The following is a 24,566-nucleotide window of genomic DNA, read 5'->3' on the forward strand; positions in this document are numbered from 1 at the left end:
ACGATGACCGCCTCCTCCTCGATCGACAGCACGGTCGATCGAGGCTCGCATGGACCGGTCTTGAGATCCGCCGTCGAGCTCCGTCTCTTCCACTTGGCCACCGTCTTCTGGTTGATGCCATAGCGCATCGCCAGAGCCCTCAGGCTCTCTTGATGGGATGGACGGCGCCTGCACCGGCACCATTCTTAAGGCAGGCGCGTTGCCATCACGGACCATTCCGAGGAGCCCCATCCATGCGCAAGCAGCACACCGACCTGTCCGCGGCTGTAACGGTAGGTCTCGATTTGGCAGCTTATCTTCCAGGTTCACGTGGTCGACGGCTCGGGCGGTGTGCTGCTGACGAGAGCCATCAGACGTCGGGACCTCTTGCCCTTCTTCGAGCAGCTACCGCCATGCCTGGTCGGGCTTGAAGCTTGTGGCTCCGCCCATCATTGGGCGCGTAGGCTAATCGGTTGTGGTCATGATGTGCGGCTGATGCCGCCGGCCTACGTAAAGGCCTATGTCCGGCGCCAGAAAAATGATGCAGCAGATGCAGCGGCAATCTGCGATGCTGTGACCCGGCCATCCATGCGCTTCGTGCCGGTACGCTCGATCGCAAACCAGGCTGCACTCATGCACCACAGGGTCCGCGAGATCCTCGTCACCCAGCGGACGCAAATGCTGAATGCCCTGCGTAGCCACCTGGCCGAGATCGGGATCATTGCCGCGCAGGGACCGAACAACGCCCGCAGCCTGGCTGCTCTCATCGGTGGTGGCGACGAGGCGGAGATCCCGTCAACCGTGCAGACGGCCCTGGCTCCGCTCGTGCGCCAGATTGAACATCTCGACGCGGAGATCGCAGCCAGCGATGACGCGATCGAACAGCTCGCGAAAGAGAATGAAACCGCCCGGCGCCTGATGACGGTGCCTGGCATCGGTCCGGTGACGGCTTCCGCCATCGCTGCGACGGCGCAGGATGATATCTCGGCATTCGAGGGGCCGCGCGCGTTCTCTGCCTCTCTCGGGTTGACGCCTCGACAGAACTCGTCTGGAGGCAAGGAACGGTTGGGGCGGATATCCAAGATGGGAGACCGCTATCTCCGCAAACTTCTCGTCGTCGGTGCACACGCAGTGTTGCGTCACCGCCGCAAGGGCGAGGGCGCTCTGAGGACTTGGGCAAGCCGGCTCCTGGATACCAAACCCTTCAGAGTTGTAGCCATCGCCGTAGCAAACAAGCTCGCCCGCATCGCATTCGCGCTGATGCGGAGCGACCCAGGCGCCGCCGATATAAAATTGCTTCGTATGGTTCATGGTACTCTCAATTCCTGCGACTTGGACACGCTCAGGTCATCGCCAAGGCGGGATCAGTCTGCACGAACCATAGGGTCGCCTGCTCGCGCGGCTGTCCCGCTGCGAAGACTACCCCATAGAGACGCAGCCAGTTGCCGTTCGTGATCTTTTCGACTTCGTCCGGTTTGAAGCCGACCTCGCGCAGGCCGTCGGGCAGAAGGCCGAGATGGTGGACCTCGGTGAACCAGGATGGCGGCGGGGCCTTACCGGGGCGGTCGGCCGAGGCGGCACCGTAATCAACGCCGCGTGTCCAGCGACCCATGCGCATCCAGTCATAATCCGGTTTTGTGAAGTTGTGACTGCGATCGGTGCCGATCGCGACATGGTCGATGCCCATCAAGTCGACTGTCCGGGCCACCATCTCGCACCACGAACGGAGCGAACTCGAGTAACGGTCGCCGGTGATGTTGCGATTAGGTCGCGCAGCCAAGCACACCGCCCATTTCGGCCAGCGCCTTCAACACATCGTCGGTCTTGTTGCGCTTATGGGCAAACAAGCTGTCGGGGTTGGCGTGAGTGACGGCGACCGGCTTCTCCGACCACTGAATAGCGTCAAGGGTCGAGCGCCCGAACAGATTGTAACTATTCCGTGACTGCTTCGTTCGGAAGCAGCTGTAGCTCCCCAAATTGCTTTGACAAAGAATTGGACGGGATACATATTAGAATCCAGCGTCGCGGTCTATCGCTAAATTCACACCTATCCCGCCAAGATCTTTCGGGCGCGCCATGATTTTAAACCGCCTCTTTGACATTAACGTAATATCTGAATATTCAAGTATATTAGATTTTAAATTATGTATTAATTCATTCGATAGTTCATATTCAGGACATAGAGAATGACAAATAAGGCCCATCTAAGATCCTATTTATTGACTTCTTACCTCAATAGACAATGGCATAAATTGAGTCTCGCCAAACAATACACACTGGCGAGTTCAGCCCTCGTCGTCCTCGGCATGCTGACCCTGGGAGGGTGGGTTTCCAATATCATCGAGACCATCGTCACGGAGAATGCAGCCGTCGCGACGGCCCGGTACATGGACAACTTCGTCCAGCCGCATCTTCAAGCACTGCCCTCAGCCAACGTGCTGCCGCCCGATAGCAGTCAAGCCCTTGACGACGTGATGGAGACGGCGGCCGTCCATATGCGCGTCAGCGCGATCAGGGTCTGGGCGCATGACAACATGCTCGTCTACAGCACTCGTAAGGACGAGATCGGCAAGACACTCGCGCCAAAGGAAAGCTTGAACGCTGCCTGGCACGGCAAGATCTCCGCCGAATTCGATCACCCACACATCGAGGAGCATGACAAGGACCACGCAAGTCATACACCTCAGCTCGAAGTTTACTCGCCGATCCGATCGAGCGCGGGCATGATCATTGCCGTCGCCGAATTCTACGAGAATGCCGAAGAGCTCAGGCAGGCCCTGATCCAGGCACGAGAGCAGAGCTGGATCGTCACGGGAGTCGTGACGTTTCTGATGATTGCAGGCTTGTTCTGGATCGTGGCTCGCGGCAGCACAACGATTGAAAGGCAGCAACTATCGCTCCAGGAGCGTGTCGAGCAGCTCTTTCAGTTGCTCGCGCAGAACGAGGATTTGCGTAATCGCCTGCAAGCATCGGCACACCGCACGACGGAGCTCAATGAGCGGTACTTGAGGCAGCTTGGATCCGACTTGCATGACGGCCCCGCCCAAATGCTCAGCCTGGCCCTGCTCAGGCTTGATGGGTTGAAGCCCCGGAACACGGAAGCGGACGACGAGGCCAGGAAACGGAGCAACGCACACTCTACGATCAAGTCGGTATTGTCTGATGCGCTGAAGGAAATCCGCAGCATTTGCTCCGGGCTGACGCTTCCTGAAATCGAAAAACTCTCGCCGAGATCGGCCTTGTTATCGGCTGTGCGCGCCCACGAACGGCGAACGCTGACATCTGTCTCCATCGACATCTGCGATCTGCCGAATGACATGGATCACGCCACCAAAACCTGCCTGTACCGTTTCATCCAAGAAGGCCTGAATAACGCATTCAGACACGCGCGCGGCATGGGCCAACAGGTGAGCGTGCGATCCGACGGAGCGCTGATCACTGTCGAGGTGACGGACCAAGGCCCGGGTATCGAGCCCCATCGAAATCATCCCAGCGACGTCCATCTCGGCCTCACCGGCCTCAGGGATCGAATCGAGATCCTTGGCGGAAGCCTGCATGTCTCAAGTTGGCCGAACAAGGGAACACGCCTGACGACACGCCTCCCCCTTCAACCGACAGGTGAAGCTTATGGCTGACAAGATCCGGATTGCCGTCTTCGACGATCACCCGCTGTTTCGGGCGGGTGTCGTGCACACCTTGGCCTCCGAGCCCGACCTGGAGGTCGTTGGGCAGGGTTCATCGGCCCATGAGGCCATTCAGATCGCCCGGGAGCGGCTGCCAGATCTCGTCTTGCTGGATCTCGACATGCCAGGCGGCGGCATGTCGGCCATCGAGGCGATCGTCACCCATTGGCCGTCGGTGAAGACCGTGCTGCTGACGGTCGCGTCGGATGAGGAACAGGTCCTGGCCGCGATGCAGATGGGCGCTCAGGGCTATATTGCGAAGGGCGTCAGCGGCGTTGAACTGGTGAGCACGCTCAAGGCCATCCATAGCGGCCAATCCTATGTGTCACCGGAACTTGCGGCCAAAGTTCTGACCCAGATGAAGAGGCCAAACTCCAAGCGAAATGCGGCGGCAGACCCGTTCGCGGACCTCACGGGCCGCGAGGAGCAGGTTTTGTCCTTCGTCGCGCAGGGCCTGACCAACAAGGAAATCGGCAACTCCCTGTCCCTCAGCGAAAAGACGGTCAAACATCACATCACGAATGTCCTTCAGAAACTTCACGCCAGGAATCGCGTGGAAATAGCCATTATGGTCAACAAAAAATCACCCGGAACACAAAACATCAACGCTCGATTACTTTAGTTGCCGGAGATAAATACATCTCCAATCTTGATATCCATTGTGACAACAGCGATTTAACGCCATTCCGAGCGGGAGCGCGCCAAGCAGACCCTCCGGCCATCGATTGAACCCCAGACCAGGATGCCGGCGGCATTCGGCTGGCCCATGAATTCCGAGCATTTGCGGCATTGCAGGGCCGTCACCTGCCGGAGCCTTGGGTGCGGTCGCTCGGGGGCAGTCAAACCCCGCGAAAGGCACGCATGACCTGATCCGTCAGGGGCTTCGTCAGATAAGACATCACTGTCCGACTGCCTGTCTGGACGAATGTCTCGACCGGCATTCCAGGAATAATCTTCAGATTGCCGAGACGCTCGCGCTCTCCGGGCGTGAAGTTGATACGGGCAGGGTAAAACTGGGCCCCGGACCTCTGATCCTGCACCAGGTCCGCGGCAATCCGATTGACCACCCCAAAAATCTCGGGAGTTGTTCTCTGGTTGAACGCAGAGAGACGGAGCATCACTGTCTGCCCGGCGCGGAGCTGGTCGATGTCCTGGGGCGCAACCTTGATCTCGACGGAGAGATCGTCCTCTTCAGGCACGATCAGCATCAGCGTGTCTCCCGCAGCGACGACTCCCCCGATCGTATGGACGTTGAGCTGATGGATCGTACCGGTCTGCGGAGAGCGGATATCGATACGCTTCAACTGGTCTTCGGCCGCCACGCTTCGTTCCGTGAGCTCGACGGCCCTGTCCTGAATCTCGCGCAGTTCCTTGGCGACCTCGCTCCGCAGATCCTGGTCGATCTGGATAATCTGCATCTCGGTTTCGGTTATCTTCCCCCTGGCCTGGGCGACCGAGGCGATCATGGCGCCGCGCTCGCCATCCAATCGCGCGTCCTCGCGTGAGAGGGCGGTTACGCGACTGAGCGAGACCAGATTCTTGCGCCAGAGCTCCTGCACTCCATCAAGCTCCTGATGGATGAGGACAATCTCCTTGCCCTTGGCCTTGGCCTGGACTTCAAGACCGTCGATCTGCTCGCGCAATTGCTGGACACGCTGGCCCAACTGCTCCTTCAGGCCGGCGCGAGCCAGGCGCCGAAGGTCGAACAGGCCTTCCTCGCCGTCGATGAGCCGCGCCACGTCCGGCTCGGCCACCCGCTTCATGAGGCTATCGGGAAAGACGAGACGGTCGCGGCCGTCACGCTCGGCCTCCAGGCGCGCCTGGCGCGCGCAAAGCTCGTCGAGCGTCTTGGACAGCATCGCCAGGTTCGACTTCGCCACCGTTTCGTCAAGTCGAATGACCACCTCGCCGGCCTTGACCTTGTCGCCGTCCCGGACATTGAGCGCACCGACAACTCCGCCGGTCGGGTGCTGTACTTTCTTCGCATTCGAGTCGACGACAACCACCCCTGCAGCGACGACTGCTCCGGACACCTCCGTCCTCGCGGCCCATCCGTAGAGCCCGCCCACAAGGATGGTCGTAGCGGCGAGACTTGCGAGCAGGTGGCGCCTGATCGACCGGCGGGGGTCTGTTGCGGTTTTCGGCGACATGGATCAGTTCTCCACCGCCTTGAGGACGGCCGCGGCCGGGAGCGGCACAGGGCGCGTCACCCTGGACAGAACCTCGTCCTTCGGACCGAAGGCCTGTGCCCGCCCTCCGTCCATCATCAGGATCATATCCAACCCCGCCAGCGCACTCGGGCGATGCGCAACGACCACGACGATGCCGCCGCGTGCCCTGACCCCGAGGATGGCCTGCGTCAGCGCGGTATCGCCCTCGGCGTCGAGATTGGAATTGGGCTCGTCGAGCACGATGAGGAACGGGTCGCGGAACAGCGCCCGAGCAAGACCGATCCGCTGGCGCTGCCCCGCCGACAGGGCGGCTCCGCTATCGCCAATTTCGGTTTCATAGCCATCAGGCAGGCGTAGGATCAGGTCATGCACGTTCGCAGCCTTGGCTGCGGCAATGACATGCTCCGGATTGGCAGCCGGGTCGAAGCGCGCGATGTTCTCGGTCACTGTTCCCGCGAAGAGTTCCACGTCCTGCGGCAGATAACCGAGGTACCCGCCCAGATCTTCATCAGGCCAATGCTCAAGGGCAGCACCATCAAGCCTGATTTTGCCACGGCAGGCCGGCCAGATGCCGACAAGCAGCCGCGCAAGGCTCGATTTGCCGGAGCCGCTTGGCCCGATGACGCCCACGCCCTGACCGGCCTTGAGCGCAAATGAAATCTCCTGGACCAGGAGGCGCCCCTGCCCGGGGGCAACCACCGCAGCGTTCTCGACGCTCAGCGACAGGCGCGGTGCCGGCAGCTTCAACCGTCCGCCCGGCGCCGCTTCGGTCCCCATGACCTGCTGAAGCCTGCGCCACCCCTGCCTCGCGCCGACAAAGCCTCTCCAGTTTGCGATGGCGAGCTCCACCGGGGCCAGTGCCCGGGAGGTCAGGATCGAGGAGGCGATCATGATGCCCCCGGTCGCCTGGCCGTCGATGACGAGATAGGCACCGATGCCGAGAATGGCCGACTGGAGCAGCATGCGCGTCACCTTCGTCAGCGCACCGAAGCCGCCGGAGACATCGGAAGCCCTTTGCTGGAAGGTCATGTGGCGGCTGTTGGCATCGTCCCAGCGCGCACCGATGCGCCGCGCCATGCCAAGGGCCCGGACCACTTCGGCATTGCGCCGACCAGACTCGGTGATCCGGCTGCGGATAGCCGCGGCGCCAACGGCTGATCTGGTCGCATGGCGGGTGAGCATGTCTGTCAGAAGCGTCACGGCGACGAGGAAAAGGGCCCCGCCAAGCGCCGCCAGGCCGATCCAGGCGTGGAAGGCAAAACAGACCGCCAGGTAGAGTGGTATCCAGGGCAGATCGAAGAGCGCAGCCGGCCCTCCGCTCGCCAGGAAGGCTTTCATTTGGTCGAGGTCGCGCAAGGGCTGTTGTCCGTCGCCATCGATCCGACTGCGCAAGGGCTGCCGGAGCACCCCCTGAAAGACATCCTGGGAGAGCTCGCGGTCGAGCGTCGCGCCGATGCGCGAAAGGATGCGCCCCCGGCAGAGATCGAACAGTCCCTGGAAGGCGTAGAGCGCCGCCGTGATCGCAGCGAGGCCAATGAGCGTGGGGATACTGCGGCTCGGCAGCACCCGATCGTAGACCTCCAGCATGAAGATGGAGCCGCTCAGATAGAGCACGTTGATCAAGCCGCTCAGGAGCGCGACACCCGCGTACGCGTCCCAGCTCGAAGCGAGCCAGGAAGGGCCCTTCGACGTCATGGCCCCCATATCCCCACCCCATGCGTTGCCGGCGTCAGGCTTGCGGCCGGATCGGATGCGCCTGGGTTCAAGGGGCTTTCCACTCTCCCGCCGCAAGGGGCCTGCCTGGCAAGGGCTTGTTCCGACGACGAGCATCTGCGGCTCCGGTCGTGCGGCACAACAATCATGCCATTCCCTGAAATCACGTCGCAATCTCCGTCGAAACGGCCCGGAATCCGGATGCTGGACATCACATCGGCGCTGAAACAGCCCTCGGCATGCGCTATCCAGCGACCCTAATCCGATCGCCGCCTCGGCAGAACGTACTCTCGTCCAAAGCCTTCAAGGACTATGGTCCGACATCATTCGGACGATGGTCGCTTCGCCCTGACCTTCACCGCCGGCTCCCGTGCCCAGGTTGCGATGCCGCAGTGCGCCGGAATGAACCGAGGCGCCACCGGCGAGCTTCGAAACAATGGGTGGTGTCGCTTGCATCCGTAACCGTCTCCGGCATGCAGCGGCGAGGCGTTGGCGACTATGGTCCAACGAATTCCGACCATGGTCCGGCCGCGCTGGCCAGAAGTCCCAAGTACTTATGGATTGAACTTCCAATACTCAAGTCGCAATTGCCAAAACCTCACTTTATCGGCATCATCCTCGATAACAATTTCGCGAAATACCGGCTCAACTCCACATCATTTGATCAGTATAGAGCCAATATTTGCGATATTTCAGATGCATTGATTTAGCCTGCACGCGGCAGCGCGCCGAGATCCGGAAAGAGAGATCCTCCAGCAACCACTCGAGGCCGGCCAGGCCCCGAGCCGGATCGTGTTGACGCGTGCAAACAGACAAGCAATCGGGAGGTCCGGCTATGGTTACGTTTGATCGCGTAGACCTCGATTACATCCTGCAGCAGATCCTGATGGCCGAGGCCGGGCAAGGGCCCGTCAACCCGCATCTGGCCTTTGGATTGCGCGAGGTCGCAGGGACCAACAACAACCAGTCCACCGGCGCCGGCGGCTCAACATCGACATATGGATCGATCGACCAGCCTCTGCCTTTCTATGCGACACAGCTGTTCCAGCCAGGATACGCAGCGGGCACGCCATTCGTGGTGGATTCCACGCCGCGCACGATCTCCAACCTGATCTCCGACCAGAGTTCGGCCAACCAGGCCGCTGTCGACGCCTACAACGCCCTGCACCCGGAGCGGGCGACGCCCATCACCGTGCAGCTTCAGTTCAATCCCGACGGCACAGCGAACTCCGGCTATATTGCCAATCTGGGCATCGCCAATGTCACGCCGGATGGCGGCATTTCCGCCCCGTTCAACACGTGGTTCACCCTCTTCGGGCAGTTCTTCGACCACGGCCTCGACCTGATCTCGAAGAGCCAGACCGAGATCGTCTTCATCCCGCTGCTGCCCGACGATCCGCTCTATGTGCAGGCGACGGCAACCAACCCCAACCCCAACAACTTCATGGTTCTGGCGCGGGCCGTGCAGCCGACATTGAACCTGGTCACTCCGTTCGTCGATCAGAATCAGACCTACACGTCTCACCCCTCGCACCAGGCCTTCCTGCGCGAGTACCTGTCGACGCCAGGCGCGCTCGCCGGAACGGTCACGATCGAGGCCACGGGCCGGCTGCTCGAGCACACCGATGCCACGGGTGCGAACCACCTCGCCACCTGGGCCGACGTCAAGGCCAATGCCCTGAAACTCGGGATCGCGCTGACCGACTACGATGTCGGCAATGTGCCGCTGCTGGCGACGGATGCCTATGGCAATCTCATCCTCGGTGCCCATGGCTTCGCACAGGTTGTCGTCGCACATGCTGGAGGCGGCACGACACTGGTCGAGGGCACAGCGACCGGCCTCGACCTGACAGATCCGCTGCCGCTCGAGAGCGGCGAGAAGGTTGTCCGCATTGGCCACGCCTTCATCAACGACATGGCGCATGCAGCGAGCCCGTTCGATTCAAGCGGCAACCTGCTGCAGCCCGACAGCGACGGACTCGCCGGAGGACCTGCGCCCGCGGCTGGCCTCTACGACAACGAGCTTCTCGACAGCCATTTCGTCGGGGGTGATGGGCGCGCGAACGAGAATATCGGCCTGACCACCGTCCATGAGGTCTTCCACAACGAGCATAATCGCCTGATCGAGCAGACCAAGGCGATGGTCCGGGGCGAACTCGCCAAGGGCGACACATCGTTCGCCCTGAACTGGGTGCTCTCCGGGGCCAATCTCGCGGACGGCATTCAGGACGATGAATGGAACGGGGCGCGGCTGTTCCAGGCCGCCAAGTTCGGCACCGAAACGCAGTACCAGCACCTGGTCTTCGAGGAATTCGCGCGCAAGGTCGTCCCGACCATCCATGTCGCGGGCGACACCAACATCCACCTCGACGCGGCGATCACCTCCGAGTTCGCCAATGCGGTCTACCGCTTCGGCCATTCGATGCTGGACGAGACCATCGACCGCTTCGATGCCAACGGCAATCCGGTCCTCAACCCGGCGACGAACCAGCAGATGACGCTGATCGATGCCTTCACCAACCCGCTGGCCTTCCTCGCTCAAGGCTCCGACGCCGCGGCCCAGATCATCCGGGGCGCGACCCAGCAGGTCGGCAACGAGATCGACGAATTCGTCACCGGCGCGCTGCGCAACAACCTGCTCGGCCTGCCGCTCGACCTCGCCGCCCTGAACCTGGCCCGCGGCCGGGACACCGGCGTGCCGACGCTGAACGCGTTCCGCCACCAGATCTACGATCAGACGCACGACGCCAACCTGCGCCCCTACCAGAGCTGGGATGATTTCGGTCACTACCTGAAGCACCCGGCTTCGCTGGTCAATTTCATCGCAGCATACGGGACGCATGCCGCCCTTACGGCCGAGGCGACAGTCCTCGACAAGCGCACGGCGGCGCTTGACCTGATGGTTTCCGCTCAGAAGACGGTGAGCTTGAACTACGCCTTCAGGGATGCCGCGGGCAACCTGACGAGCTTCAAGTATACCGATGCCGGCCTGAAGCACACCGACTTCGCCTTCGTCGATCAGACCGGCCGCTACACCGAATATGGTTTCACCGACGCAGCCGGCCATCTGACCAACAGCGCTCTGGATGCGGCGGGGATCGCCAACATCGCCAATACGGCGAACACCCTCAACGCCGACAATATTGGCAATGCCGACCCATCCCAGGATGCCGGCAAGCCGATTCTCGATGGCTTCGGTCATCAGATCTCGGTCGCCAACACCGATTTCAGCCAGGATGCCTACGACTTCCTGCATAGTCAGGGCGCCTACGGCAACGCCGATCCGGCGACCTCCACCAATGCCAACCTCATCCACGACGCCAATGGCGCTGTCGCTCTCTGGAGCACTGGCTCGATCACCGGGCTCGATCAGGTCGATATGTGGATCGGCGGCCTTGCCGAAAAACAAGCCCTGAACGGCAGCCTGCTCGGCTCCACATTCGAGCTCATCTTCCGCGTGCAGCTCGAAAACCTGCAGGACGGCGACCGGCTGTACTATCTGCCGCGGATCGAAGGCACACATTACTCCGACCAGATCGAGAACAACTCGTTCGCGGAGATGATCCAGGCCAATATCCCCGGCACGCATCACCTGCCCGCTTCGATTTTCCAGGCGATGGAATACCAGATCGAGGCCAAGGACTATTACCAGCTCGATGCCAACGGCAATGTGCTGACGGATGCCAATGGCAACCCGCTCCTGCGCGCCAATCCGACATTCCCGACCTGGACGGATGCCAACGGCGTCGTGCACAACCTCGTCGAGATCACCAAGGACGGAACCCTTCATTTCATCGGCAAGGATTTCTACTTCGGGAACACCATGGTGCTAGGCGGCACCGACGCCAATGACAAGCTGCTGGCCGGAAACGCAGATGACGACACGGTCTGGGGCGACGGCGGCAACGACACCATCGATGGCGGTGGCGGCAATGACAATCTGTTCGGCGGTAGCGGCGACGACCTGATCACGGATCAGGCCGGCGACAATGTCGTGCATGGCGATGACGGCAACGACACGATCCTGCTCGGCAAGGGCGCCGACATCGTCTTCGGCGGCGCAGGCGACGACTACATTTCCTCGGGCGGCGGCATTGACGACGTCGTAGGCGGCGCGGGCAACGACATCATCCTGGCCGGCGAAGGCGGCGAAGAGGTTCAAGGCGATCAGGGCGATGACTGGATCGACGGCGGCAAGGATGGCGGCGACGTGCTCATCGGCGATGTCGGCGCGCCAACCGGCGAGACGCCGCTTTATACCGGCAACGATGTGCTGATCGGCGGTGTCGGCACCGTCATGAAGGGTTTCGGCGGCGACGACATCATGCTCGGCGTCGGCGGCTTCGATAAGTTCCTCGGCGGCACCGGCTTCGACTGGGCCTCCTTCGAGCTCGAGACGCAGGCCGTCAGCGTCGACATGAAGCGGCGCGAGTTCATCTCGCCGATCAATCCGTTGGGCGGCGACGGCATTCGCGATGTGTTCAGTCATACCGAGGGCGTCAGCGGCTCGCAGTTCGACGACGAGATCCTCGGCGCCAATGACCCGCGGGCGGTGCGGGCGGCCGCCAAGGATGCGCTGCTCAATCCGAACCTGATCCTGGGGCTTGCCGACACGCCGGCCGACGCCGCCGGCAAGACCTACACCAATCACAACGGAACCCTCGAGGGCTCCTTCTTCGCACCGGGCGCCGGCGGCCCCAACAGCGCCCTCGGCTTCGCCGGTGGCGACATCCTGCTCGGCGGCGCTGGCAACGACCGCATCACGGGCGGTGGCGGCGACGACATCATCGACGGCGATGCCTGGTTGCATGTCGCATTGCAGCCGAATGCCCAGGGTGTGATCGGCGCGGGCAGTCAGATCCTGCGCGAGATCCGCTACGACGACACACACCCCAACAACGTCGACACGGCCGTCTACAGCGACAACGCAAGCAATTACACGATCACGGTGCGCGGGGCCGCGGGCGCAACTGTGGTCCGCCAGCTGGATGCAGCAACAATCGCGGGGCTGGCGAGCGGCGCGATCCAGCTCGCACCCGATGCGCAGGGCTTCGTCACGGTAGCGCATACGCCCGCCGGCGCCGTCGCTGCGACGAAGAACGCAGTCGATGACGGCACCGATCGCCTGCGCAATATCGAGCGGCTCGAGTTCGCCGATGTCACCGTCGACGTCTCCGGTGGCCGCAACCACATCCCGGTCAGCACGCTCACCGTCACCGATCGAACCGGCAACATCGCGGCACCTGCCGTTGAAGACACCCTGTCCTCGAACTTCGCCACGGCCGGCGTGATCAAGGATGCAGACTTCGCAGGCGGTATCATCACCACCCCGATCTCCTACCAATGGCAGTATCAGGACCTGATCCGCGCCGAGTGGATCAACATCACGGGCGCGACGAATCCCAACGCCCTGGTTCCCGGCAGCTTCGAGGAGGGTCTGCAGATCCGCCTGAAGGCCACCTATACGGACGCGCATGGCTACACCGAGACGGTGACGAGTGCGCCGACACCCCTGCTCGCCGCGGATCCCGGCAAGAACTTCGGGCCGACGCAGAACCAGCGCGTCGTCCAACTCGTGGACAATGTCGATGCCTATCAGGGCGAGAAGATCAACGTCTTCGTTCCGATCACGAATTTCTGGACCGACGACCATACGGCGAACACCGCGCTCCACTTTGCCGCGACGCTCGCCAATGGCCAGATTCTCGATGGCTCGGCGGCTGCATTCGGTCTCCGCTTCACGCTTCAGTCCGACGCGACCGGCATCACCGGTGCCACCATCACCGGCCAACTTCCGGTCGGCTTCAACGGAGCGATCGACCTCCGGTTCTATGCCACGGATGATGCGATCACGACGCCGGCGGGCGTGGTCCTGCCCGCGCATACCTCGACGGCCGACTTCGCCATCAACGTTCTCAACACCACCGGGAATGTCGCCAACGATCCAGCCGCCGCCGTCACCGCGGCCGCGTCCCCTGCTGCACCGGCAGCGGATCCGATGGGGGTGAGCTTCGACCGCGTCGATCTCGACTGGATCCTGAACAATATCAAGATGGCCGAGGCCCATCAGCCACCGGTCAATCCGCATCTTGCCTTCGGGCTGCGCGAGGTCGCCGCAACCAACAATAGCGCGGTGTCCGGCCAGGGCACGTTCGGCGCCTCGGACCAGTCATTCCTGCGACTGACGACCCCGGTGCTGGGCCTCGCCCAGGACAACCCCTTCGCGCCCGGCCTCAACCTCACGAGCTATGCGCAGACGCATGGCAGCGTCTATGATTCCAACCCGCGCATGATCAGCAACCTGATCGTGGATCAGAGCGCCGCCAATCCTGCCGCACTCGAGGCTGCCACGTCGCAGGCGACGGTGATGCCGGCGGTGCAGGACCCGAACAAGGTCGCGGCCCTCGACGGCTTTGACCCGACCACCGGACTGCCGAACTACTCCATCCCGAACGTGACGCCGGATGGTGGCATTTCAGCGCCGTTCAACACCTGGTTCACGCTGTTCGGCCAGTTCTTCGACCATGGCCTCGACCTCGTCAACAAGGGCGGCAATGGCAGCGTCATCATCCCGCTGCTGCCGGACGACCCGCTCTACAAGGCTGGCAGCCCGACCAATTTCATGGTGCTGACGCGCGGAACCATGATCGAGCGCACCGCCGGCGCCGACGGGATCGTCGGCACGTCGGACGACACCTTCACGCACGAAACCACCAACGCGATCACGCCGCCGGTCGACCAGAGCCAGACCTATTCCTCGCATCCCTCGCATCAGGTGTTCCTGCGCGAGTACATCAACGTCGCAGATGCTGGCCAGGCGCCGAACATCCATTCGACCGGACGGATGCTCGACCATGTCAACCAGGCCGGAGCGACCCAGACCGGGAATGCCGACGCGACGGCGGCGACCACCGACCTCTCGCACCACATGCCGACCTGGGCCGACGTCAAGAAGAACGCGCTCGATAATCTTGGGCTCAAATTGTCGGATTACGACGTGGTCAGCGTGCCGCTCGTCCAGGCCGACGCCTATGGCAACGTCATCCGCGGCCCCAACGGCTTTGCACAGGTCGTCTATCAGGTGCTCGCCACCGACAGCACGACCCATATCACGACGTTGCTCGCCGAGCGGACCGTCGAGGGCACCGCAGCCGGCCTCGACATCGACCATATCGCGGTGCCGGCTGACCTTGCAGCCCCGCCGAACGCGACGCTGTCGACGCAGTATGTCGGCGCCGGCGTCGCCTTCATCAACGACATGGCCCACAATGCCAGCCCGTTCAACGATTTCGGCCAGGCTCTCACCGCGGACGGCGACGGCGTCGCTGGCAATGCGCCCCCGGTCGATCCGGCCACGGGCCAGAATCTGGTCTACGACAACGAACTCCTCGACGCGCACTACATCGCAGGCGACGGCCGCGTGAACGAGAATATCGGCCTCACCGCCGTACATGACGTCTTCCATTCCGAGCATAATCGGCTGGTCGAGCAAACCAAGGCCTTCATCCAGGCACAGCTCGACAAGGGCGATACCTCATTCGCATCGGAATGGGTTCTTCCGGGCGTCAACCTCGCTCCTGGCGCCGGTGGCGCAGCGCATCAGATCACGGCCACCGAGTGGAATGGCGAGCGCCTGTTCCAGGTCGCCCGCTTCGGCACCGAAACACAGTACCAGCACCTCGTCTTCGAGGAATTCGCACGCAAGATCGCGCCCGACATCCATGTCTCCGGCGATACCAACATCCATCTCGACCCGGCGGTGTTCGCCGAGTTCGCCCATACCGTCTATCGCTTCGGCCACTCGATGCTGGACGAAAACCTGCAGCGCTATTCGCTGCATCATGGCGCTGACGGCGATCCCCTGAACGGCACGCCTGAGCTCGATGCCAACGGGAACCCGATCCTGCTCGACGGCAATGGCAATCAGGTTTCGAGCAATATCGCCCTGCTGACCGCCTTCACCAACCCGCTTGCCTATCTGAATGGAGGCGCCGACGCATCCGGCCAGCTTGCTCTCGGCTCCATGGCCCAGGTCGGCAACGAGATCGACGAGTTCGTCACCGGTACGTTGCGCAACAACCTGCTCGGCCTGCCGCTCGACCTTGCCTCGCTCAATATCGCGCGCGGCCGGTCCGAGGGCGTGCCGGGGATCAACCTGGTTCGCAACGAACTCTATAGCGAGACCAACGACGCGTCCCTGAAGCCATACGAGAGCTGGCACGAGTTCGGCCAGTTCCTGAAGCACCCTGCGTCCCTGATCAACTTCGTCGCAGCCTACGGCACCCACCCGAGCATCGCCAACGCTACGACCCTCGCCGACAAGCGTGCGGCTGCATTGGCGCTCGTCAGCGCCGGCGAGGACGAAGCCAACCGCGGCACCGATGCCTATGACTTCATGCACAGCACCGGCATCTACGCGAACAACGTCAATGACCCGCGCGCCTATCATGGCGCGTTGATCGACCCGATCACCGGCTCGGCTCAGATCGACCCGGTCACACATCAGCCCATGCTCGATCAGACGCCGCCGCACTACAGCACAGGCTCGGTCACCGGCCTCGACGCGGTCGATCTGTGGATCGGCGGTCTGGCCGAGAAGCAGAACCTGCATGGCGGCCTGCTCGGCACGACGTTCGACTATGTCTTCAAGCTGCAGATGGAAAACCTGCAGGATGCCGACCGGCTCTACTATCTGCCGCGCATCGAGGGCATGCAGTTCTCCGACCAGATCGAGAACAATTCCTTCGCCGAGATGGTGATGAACGCCACCGGCGTGCACCACATATCGGCCAGCATCTTCCTGACGCCGGAATACAAGATCGAGGCTACGGACTTCTATCAGCACAATGGCGATGGCAGCGTTGCGGTCGACAGCCACAACAACCCGATCTTCGCGGTCGGTCCGGCGATACCATCCTTCACCGGCACGGACGGGCAGTTGCACCCACTGGTCGAGATCCAGGGCGACGGGACCGTCCACTTCCTCGGCGAAGACAACTTCTTCGGCAACACGATGGTGCTCGGCGGCACCTCGGCGAATGATCGGCTGATGGCTGGCCAGGCAGATGACGACACGGTCTGGGGCGATGCCGGCGACGACATCATCGATGGTGGCGGCGGCAACGACAATCTATTCGGCGGCGACGGCAACGACATCCTGAGCAGCACCAACAGCTCCATCGGCTCATCGTTCCACGGTGATGGCGGCGACGACACCATCTATGGCAGCAAGGGCGACGATCTGATCTTCGGCGGCGCCGGCAACGACCTGATCTACGGCAACCAGGGTGTCGACGACATCGTCGGCGGATCGGGCAACGACATCATCTATGGCGGCGAGGGCGGCGAGGAGATTCAGGGCGACGAAGGCGACGACTGGATCGATGGCGGCCCCGACGGCGGCGATGTGCTCGTCGGCGACGTCGGTGCACCGACCGGGCAATTCCCGCTCTATGCCGGTGACGACGTCCTGATCGGCGGCGTCGGCACCGTGATGAAGGGCTTCAGCGGCGACGACATCATGCTTGGCGTCGGCGGCTTCGACAAATTCCTCGGCGGCCTCGGCTTCGACTGGGCCTCGTTCGAGAGGGAGACGCAGTCCGTCGCCGTCGACATGAGCATCAAGGAGTTCATTGCGCCCGACGCACCTCTCGGCGCCGATGGCATCCGCGACATCTTCACCCAGACCGAAGGCCTGAGCGGCTCCCGCTTCGACGACATCCTGACCGCGGACAATAATGCGCGCGCACCGATCGTGCCGCTCGCCAAGAACCAGCTGAACAATCCCAGCCTGATCAAGGGGCTGGCAGACGGCCCCGTGGACGGCTTCGGCAACCCGGAGTTGTCCTTCGTCAACGGCACGACCGAAGGGGCATTCTTCAAGCCCGGCACGGCGGTGAGCATCACCGGCAATATCGTCCTCGGCGGCGGCGGCAACGACATCATCGAGGGCGGCAGGGGCGACGATGTCATCGACGGCGACGCCTGGCTGCATGTCGAGCTCTTGCCGAACGCTGCGGGCGTTGTCGGCCTCGGCAGCCAGATCCTGCGCGAGATCCGCTATGACACGACACCGGGCAACATCGACACGGCCGTGTTCACCGGAAACGCCTCCGACTACACGATCGACGGCAATGAGGACGCCGAGGGCTTCATCACTGTCGTGGACAGCGTGGCCGGGCGCGACGGCACCGACCGGCTGCGCAATATCGAGCGGCTGCAATTTGCCGACACGACGATCGACGTGTCGCAAATCGACTTCGCCGTGGCGACGCACAATCATATTCCGCAAGCCAACCCCTCGGTCGGAGGAGCCGCCCTCCAGGTCATACTTGCCGCTGGGCTGGCCGCCCCGCAGGTGAACAGCGCGCTGACCACCGATGTGACGAACCTGGTGGATTTCGACTTCGCCGGCGGCACAATCACCAATCCGCTCTCCTTCCAGTGGCAGTACCTGAACATTGCGCGCGGCGAATGGGTCAACATCGCCGATCCGGCGCTCGACCCCAACGGCGCCACCACGGCGACCTTTACGCCGACCGACTTCTTCCTCGGCCAACAGCTTCGTGTCGTCGTGACCTATGCCGACCCGGCGGCTCAGTCTGGCTTTGTCGAGCGCGTTGTCTCGGCGCCCACGGCTGTTCTGGTTCCCGATCCGCTTGCCGCAAACACCGCGCCATTCGTCGTGGCGCAGCAGGAGCTCGTCGGGCTGCCCAATACGGCAGCAGTACAGGATAAGCCGATTACCAACATGTTCCTGCCACTGACGACGGTCTTCGGCGATCGGGAGACGGCCGCGACGGCGCTCACCTATACGGCCGCCATCGTCGATGCCAACGGCGCCGCGCACCCCATCACGAACGCGACATCGTTCATGGGCCTCGCCTTCACGGTCGATCGGGACGCGACCGGCGCTGTCACGGACGGTCATATCACCGGCACGCCGCCGGCAGGCTTCACGGGCGGCATCACGGTGCGCATCACGGCAACCGACCCACAGGGACTCGCAGTCACCAATGACTTCACGATCGATGTGCTCGGCCGCAGCAATGGCACACCGGTCTTCGGCAGCAATCTCGTCAATGCCCAGTTCAACGAGTTCACGACGGCGGCCGTCATCGCAGCGCAGAATCTCAGCACGCCTGCGGGTACGCTCGTCGCCGGCCTGAGCGCGACAGATACCCTGACTGCATTCCAGATCGCCAACCACCAGGTCGCTGCCCCGCTGGCATGGAGCATCGTCAACGGCGACGCGCTCACACAGGGGCTGTTCAAGATCGGAGCCACGACCGACACGGTCACGGCAGCCGGCGTCACCAGCGCTGCGACGCTGGTGTTCAATCAGGCTCCCGACTTTGAGGCGATCAAGCAGCAGCTCGGCGGCAATCCCAATGCCTCGATCAACGCCGCCGGCACCGAGATCACCTTCACGATCCAATTGCAGGTGAGCGATGGTGACCAGACAACGATCCAGACCGAGATCGTCCGGATCGAGAACGTCAACGAGGCGGCCTCGGGAGCAGTCCATGTCGGCGGCTTCAGCGCCAATACGGCCAACGCAGTGCTTGCCGGCACTGACACGCTCGCCGATCCCGACCTGATCACAGCAGCCAACCCCACGGGCCGGATTGCCGGCATCAATCCGCCCGGCACCGCAGCCCCCTTCCAGTGGCAGCAATGGAACGGCACCGCCTGGGTCAACATCACGGGCGCGGCCGGCACGGCGCCGTCGCTCACGATCGCAAACCAGACGGTCCGGCTTACGGCCAGCTATAGTGACGTGTTCGGGGCGAACAATCCGGCCAACACCCCCGCGGCAATGATCTCTCCAGAGACCTTCGTGGTTGGGAACGGTAACGGCAACACCTTGTCGGGAGACGTCCCGGCCGGCTTGTTCGCCAATGGGCACAACCGGACCTTCCTCGGCCTCAGCGGTGTCGATACCGTATCCTATGCCAACGACGCGTCAGGCGTCGCGGTGAACCTTCTTGATCCGACCAAGAACACCGGCATCGCCGTCGGCGACAAATACGTGTCGATCGAGAACGTGACCGGCGGGTCGGGCAACGACATTCTGACCGGCGATGCCAACGCCAATGCCCTCACCGGCGGTGTCGGCGACGATCTCTTCATTGCCACAGTCAACGACGGCAACGACAATTATGCCGGCGGCGCCGGCATCGACACCTACGACCTGTCTGCAACCTCTGCCGGGGCCGTCGTCACGACCAGCAGCGCAACGAGCAGTCAGATCGGCAACGACACGTTGAGCGGCATCGAGAATATCATCGGTAGCCAGGGCGCCGACACCATCACCGTCAATGGCGGCGTGAATGTCATCGACGGCCAGGGCGGCAACGACATCATCGATGCCGGCGCCGGCATCGACACCGTCCATGGTGGCTCGGGCGATGACATTATCACTGGCGGCACCGGCAACGATGCGCTGTTCGGCGACGCTGGAAATGACAGCTTCATCTACACCATCGGTCATGGTGCCGATGCGGTCGATGGCGGCGCGGACACCGACAAGCTTATCATCACCGGCACCAACGCGTCCGACACGCTCAATGTCGTTTTCAGCGGCACCACGCTGACCGCCTTCGAGGGCGGAACCATCACCAGCATCGAGCAGGTCACCGCGGATCTCGGATCCAATAGCGGGTCGGGCGACACCTTGTCCTATGCTGGGACGACTGCCGCCGTAACCGTCAATCTCGGAGCGGGGAACGCCTCCGGCTTCACCTCGATCGCCAATATCGAGAACGTCACCGGAGGCAGTGGCGACGATAGTTTGACGGGCAATGGCGGGAACAACACCCTGAATGGCGGCCTTGGCAACGACACGCTCAACGGAGGCGGCGGTACCGACACGATGATCGGCGGCGCGGGCGACGATATCTACATCACCGATGGCAACGACACCCTCACGGAAGCTGCCAACCAAGGCACGGACACGGTGCGGAGTTCCGTCACCTTCACGCTTGCCAACAACTTCGAGAACCTCACCCTGACCGGGAACGGCAATATCAGCGGAACAGGAAACAACGCCGCCAACGTCATCGTCGGCAACGGCGGCAACAACACCCTCACCGGCGGCGCAGGCAATGATGTCATGACCGGCGGAGCAGGCAGCGACACCTTCCTCTTCAACACGACCAACGAGTCCGGCGTAGGGGTCGGCAACAATGATGTGATCACCGATTTCGAGGGGGCCGGCGTCGCTGGTGGCGACATCATCGATCTCTCGGCAATCGATGCCAACACCGGCTCTGGCGGAAACCAGGCCTTCACCTTCATCGGTAGCGCCGCCTTTTCCGCCGCAGGGCAGGTGCGCGTCATCCAAAGCGGCGGCGACACGGTCGTCCAGCTCAACACGAACAACAATGTCGGCACGATCGAAATGGAAATCAAGCTCGCGGGGCTTCACAGTCTCGCCGCCGGCGACTTCATCCTGTGAACAGAGAGCGGGTAGCGCGATGGAGCCATCCTCGCGCTGCCCGCCGCTGCGCGGCGGTGCCTCCTGCTCGCCTCCTATCGCGGCTCCGGCAGGAGTACTGCGCCGCTGGCGAGATGGCCGATCGTTTCGTCGACATGCCGGCGGGCGATCGCAAGCAACGCCTGCTCATCCCGCCACGATGCAGGCCCCTCCGTTTCGTGAAACCGGCCCCGATCGGCGGCGATCTCGCCGGCCAGCCATTGGGCCAGCACGGCCCTGTCCATCGTGCCGTCCAGCCGTGCGGTGATCGCACGTCCCATTTTCGATAGGTGAACCGCGACGTGGCGCAATCCGGTCACGGACGGAAGCCCGAAGGCAGCCTCCGCTCGCGCCAGCGGCCAGGCGACGGGGCGTGCGGCATCTTTCCGACCGACGCAGAGCGCCAACAAGGAGGGCTCGGCCCGGCCTTCATGGATGAGGCTCATGAGCACGCGCGCGACCCGGGGGCCCTCCTGCCCGGAAGCGAGTTCCGCGACCGGGAGCGTGCCCGGCCATGCGTCGGCCAAGCGCGACATCGCGTGCGCGACCGCCGCGCCCCTTGTTCCCAGCCGGCGCCCGCGCGCATCCTTGAACGATGCCGTCTCGCCGGGTGCTGGCGGCGTCCGCTCGAGCCGCATCGAAACATGGAGGTGGCGGAGATCGGCCGGCTTCGGCGCGTGGATCGCGCGGGCCGCGCTTGCCTTGACGAGCAGCGAGCGCCGGAACGGCCTGCCGCCATACTGGTCGAGCAGCGCCGCCGCCGCCATTGGGTCCTGCACCGCCAGTTCCGCAATCCTGCGCCGCATGCCCGGCGCCAGCAATTCGCGGGCATCGGCATCCAGGTCGGCTTCACACAGGAAGCTCAGGCCGTGCCTGCCCGCCCGCTCCATAAAGTCGCCGAACGAGCAGGGTGCGTTATGTTCGGTCAGGAACTCGCCGAGCACATAGGAGCCCGGCATCCGCAGCAGGCGGGCCGCTTCCGCGCGAATGATCTGACCGAAGGCGAAACCTCCTGCGGTCGCCGTCTGCAGGGTCTCGAGGACCGCGCGCGCCCGCTCGACGCGCTCCCGCGGCGTGCCCGTGCTGCCGACCTGGCTGCGCAGGATGTCGCGGACGGGGCTGCGCAGATGCCAGCCCGGCAGAACATTGTAGCTAACGGCCGCGATGCCGTTATCGGCAAGCGACGCCTCGATCACGCGCAGGATCGCATCCTGCACATGCCCCGGGACCCAGCTGAAGACACCGTGGCAAATCACATAGTCAAAATGCCCGCGGGCGCTGCCGGTATTGGCGAGATCGGCCTCGATCAGCTCGATATTGCCAAGGCCCAGCCCAGCGATCCTGCGTCGCCCGTCCGCGATCTGCCGTGAGGACAGATCGATCCCGACGAAGCGGGAGCGGGGGAAACGCGCGGCCATCGGGATGAGATTCCCCCCCGACGCACCGCCGAGTTCCAGCACGCGCGCGGGCTCAGCCGCAGGAGCGTCGAGACCATGGAGGGTCGCAAGCGCGCCGAGCGTCGCGGGATGGGTGTAGGCGATCGGCAGCGAGAGATACGGGAAGCCGTCATAATCGCTGGCATCACGGCCGGGTCCATCGTTCTCGGCAATAGGGCTTGGATACGCTGGGTCGCCCACACTCATCCGCGCCCCTCGTCACCTACACCGTGCCGGCCGCCCAACGGGTATCGCAGCCCCCGCATCGACTGGCAGGCAGAGCGGATCATACTGAGCCTGCGAACGGGTAACTGCAACCGTATGGCCAGCGAGCATTGTCCCGGGAATGGTGCGATCTGAGCCTGCCACGGTAGGATAGTGGCATGCAGCCGATTTCCTCCGCTCGTCACCAGCTCCCGCCTAGAGTAGCGTACGATTTTGAGCAGCTCTTGTTCTGACCCCAATTCGGGCCAGCGAGGCTTGAGCCTCGATCCGGCCTCCATGGCCCCGCGGCCAAGGTGCTTGCCGATGATGTAGAGGTGGTCGCCGGTCGCGGCGCGGTGGGCGAGCATGCCGCCCTGTTCGATCTCGGCCTCGGACGCTCGACGCACCCGGTACTGGCGCTGTGGGAAGCGCCGGAACAAGCGCTTGTCTACTGGTTGTCCTCGTCGATCCGTTGGGCCAGCCGGCGCTGCCTCGGGGTCGGGAGAGTTTCGCCGGGCTGGCGGACGCTCAGGTGCCGTTTGGCGGGCCGCCTTTAAGTTCCCAGGTCAAAATGGCGAGAGCCAAATTCTCAAGCTTCACCTCGGCCATTGGATGACGGGCAGCGGAATGGAGGTCGCGAGCCCGAGAGCAGGCGCGGATATAATCTGCCTCCGAACTCAGCACCATCGAGCGCCGACTTACATTAGATAGCGCGCGGTTCCGTCTGCGGTCTGGTCGCTCTTCACGCATGCAGATTTAGCTCCGCGGCGTCGAGAGATTTGATCGCCTCAGCCGTGCTGGCCGAGGCCGTGAACACGATGATCTTCGTCTTTGGCGCGATCCTCGACTCGTCTTTCAGGGGCGGAACCTTGTGGCAACCGGGATGCTCGTCGCCGCAGCCAGCTTTTGCGCGGCGATGACCGCCTCCAGACGATTACGGGCATTCAGCTTTGCCATCAGGCCGGTCATGTGCGCCTTGATGGTCTTGGTGCTGAGCGAAAGCTCGCGGGCGATCTCGCTGTTCATCTTTCCGCAAAGCAGCAGTTTGACAATCTGCTCCTCCCGGACGCTGAGCCTGTTGCAGGCCGCCTTCTGTCGTTCGAGAGACTTGTCCTTCAAGGCGCAGATTAGTTTGCTCGCGAACGAGGGACTGACATAGACGTCGTTGCGTTGCGCGGCCTGAAGGGCTTGAATGAGGTCGTCTCCCGGGCCGCTCTTTAGGACGTAGCCCTTCGCCCCGGCATCAAGAGCCCTGATCGCATCATCCGTGCTGGCCGAGGCCGTGAACACAACGATCTTCATGGTGGGAGCGATCCTCAACGCGTCCGAGATCGCCCGATAGATATCCCCCGCCATGCCGGGATCGACGATCATGTCATCGGGCCGATGGCTCCTGGTGATCGACACCATATCGTCCGCGACATTCCCGGTCGCGGCGAGCGTAAAACCGCCCCATCGTTTCAGCAGGGCGGCGATCCCCTCCATCAGCACCGGGTGATCATCGACGATTGCGAGCGAACGATCCGGCATGGCTCCTCCCCCTCTCTACTTTACCGCTGCAAGTCGAATGAGATGGTCGCTCAGTCAAAACCCTTTGCGAGATGGTGGGGGCGCTCCATGTTGGAGCGGCGCTGGTCGGCTGCCGGATCCCCTCCCATTCGATGATTCGAACATGAGGTGCAGCGGTCGCCTCACCTCTCCTTGAAGATCCTGTTGGCGTGGTCTGCGAAGGGTTTCGTCAGGAACGAGAGCGCGGTGCGTTCCTCGGTGGTGATGAAGACCTCGACCGGCATTCCGGGCTGGAGCTTGCGGTCGCCGAGGGCGGCGACGAGATCGCCGTCGATCTGGATCTCGCCGGTGTAGAAATTGGCGCCGGTGGTGGGGTCGCGGGTGGTCGCCGGGG

General features: G+C 63.1%; 10 protein-coding genes and 2 pseudogenes. 4 read left to right on the plus strand and 8 right to left on the minus strand.

Going from position 1 to position 24,566, the window contains the following annotated elements:
• A pseudogene (locus tag AC1DW9_RS33735) lies at nt 1-152 on the minus strand (IS481 family transposase); the annotation flags it as partial.
• 102 nt (nt 153-254) lie between these two features.
• Between AC1DW9_RS33735 and AC1DW9_RS33740 the strand changes: the two are divergent.
• Nucleotides 255-1,242 (plus strand): annotated as a pseudogene (locus AC1DW9_RS33740) (IS110 family RNA-guided transposase); the annotation flags it as partial.
• 79 nt (nt 1,243-1,321) lie between these two features.
• Here AC1DW9_RS33740 and AC1DW9_RS33745 read toward each other — a convergent pair.
• A complete protein-coding gene (locus AC1DW9_RS33745) occupies nt 1,322-1,759 on the minus strand; it encodes a membrane dipeptidase (RefSeq protein WP_476777304.1) in 438 nt (145 codons plus the stop codon).
• Nucleotides 1,743-1,955 (minus strand): membrane dipeptidase, encoded by a 213-nt coding sequence (locus tag AC1DW9_RS33750; RefSeq protein ID WP_476777305.1) that lies wholly within the window; start codon nt 1,953-1,955, stop codon nt 1,743-1,745. The genes AC1DW9_RS33745 and AC1DW9_RS33750 overlap by 17 nt, the downstream gene beginning before the upstream one ends.
• A gap of 210 nt (nt 1,956-2,165) precedes the next feature.
• Between AC1DW9_RS33750 and AC1DW9_RS33755 the strand changes: the two genes are divergently transcribed.
• Both AC1DW9_RS33755 and AC1DW9_RS33760 read left to right on the plus strand, forming a co-directional pair.
• Nucleotides 2,166-3,614, plus strand: coding sequence for a sensor histidine kinase (locus AC1DW9_RS33755; RefSeq protein ID WP_476777306.1), 1,449 nt, complete (start codon nt 2,166-2,168; stop codon nt 3,612-3,614).
• Entirely contained in the window at nt 3,607-4,284 is a 678-nt protein-coding gene (locus AC1DW9_RS33760; RefSeq protein WP_476777307.1) for a response regulator, read from the plus strand. Before AC1DW9_RS33755 ends, AC1DW9_RS33760 begins: the two co-directional genes overlap by 8 nt.
• 217 nt (nt 4,285-4,501) lie before the next feature.
• Here AC1DW9_RS33760 and AC1DW9_RS33765 read toward each other — a convergent pair whose 3' ends face one another.
• Nucleotides 4,502-5,812, minus strand: a complete 1,311-nt coding sequence (locus tag AC1DW9_RS33765; protein WP_476777308.1) for an HlyD family type I secretion periplasmic adaptor subunit — start codon at nt 5,810-5,812, stop codon at nt 4,502-4,504.
• A 3-nt stretch (nt 5,813-5,815) separates the two neighbouring features.
• A complete protein-coding gene (locus AC1DW9_RS33770; protein WP_476777309.1) occupies nt 5,816-7,528 on the minus strand; it encodes a type I secretion system permease/ATPase in 1,713 nt (570 codons plus the stop codon).
• Between the two features lie 853 nt (nt 7,529-8,381).
• On the opposite strand from AC1DW9_RS33770, the gene AC1DW9_RS33775 reads away from it, so the two are divergent.
• On the plus strand, nt 8,382-21,005 hold the full coding sequence (locus AC1DW9_RS33775) for a peroxidase family protein (RefSeq protein WP_476777310.1): 12,624 nt from the start codon (nt 8,382-8,384) through the stop codon (nt 21,003-21,005).
• A 74-nt stretch (nt 21,006-21,079) separates the two neighbouring features.
• Here AC1DW9_RS33775 and AC1DW9_RS33780 read toward each other — a convergent pair whose 3' ends face one another.
• The 3 genes from AC1DW9_RS33780 to AC1DW9_RS33790 all read right to left on the minus strand — a co-directional run.
• Entirely contained in the window at nt 21,080-22,666 is a 1,587-nt protein-coding gene (locus AC1DW9_RS33780; protein ID WP_476777311.1) for a methyltransferase regulatory domain-containing protein, read from the minus strand.
• Between the two features lie 852 nt (nt 22,667-23,518).
• Nucleotides 23,519-24,193: a LuxR C-terminal-related transcriptional regulator gene (locus AC1DW9_RS33785; RefSeq protein WP_476769625.1), complete on the minus strand. Its 675-nt coding sequence runs from the start codon at nt 24,191-24,193 to the stop codon at nt 23,519-23,521.
• Nucleotides 24,194-24,354: 161 nt separating this feature from the next.
• Nucleotides 24,355-24,566 (minus strand): beta-barrel domain-containing protein (locus AC1DW9_RS33790; protein ID WP_476855324.1); only part of this gene is annotated, 212 nt, incomplete at its 5' end.

The sequence above is a fragment of the Allobosea sp. P4_E12 genome, from assembly GCF_056401655.1.

What these genes read in the sequence shown, in the direction of transcription:
- AC1DW9_RS33755 (WP_476777306.1), top strand. Translation starts at nt 2,166, where the DNA reads ATGACAAATAAGGCCCATCTAAGATCCTATTTATTGACTTCTTACCTC.
- AC1DW9_RS33760 (WP_476777307.1), top strand. Translation starts at nt 3,607, where the DNA reads ATGGCTGACAAGATCCGGATTGCCGTCTTCGACGATCACCCGCTGTTT.
- AC1DW9_RS33765 (WP_476777308.1), bottom strand. Translation starts at nt 5,812, where the DNA reads ATGTCGCCGAAAACCGCAACAGACCCCCGCCGGTCGATCAGGCGCCAC.
- AC1DW9_RS33770 (WP_476777309.1), bottom strand. Translation starts at nt 7,528, where the DNA reads ATGACGTCGAAGGGCCCTTCCTGGCTCGCTTCGAGCTGGGACGCGTAC.
- AC1DW9_RS33775 (WP_476777310.1), top strand. Translation starts at nt 8,382, where the DNA reads ATGGTTACGTTTGATCGCGTAGACCTCGATTACATCCTGCAGCAGATC.
- AC1DW9_RS33780 (WP_476777311.1), bottom strand. Translation starts at nt 22,666, where the DNA reads ATGAGTGTGGGCGACCCAGCGTATCCAAGCCCTATTGCCGAGAACGAT.
- AC1DW9_RS33785 (WP_476769625.1), bottom strand. Translation starts at nt 24,193, where the DNA reads ATGCCGGATCGTTCGCTCGCAATCGTCGATGATCACCCGGTGCTGATG.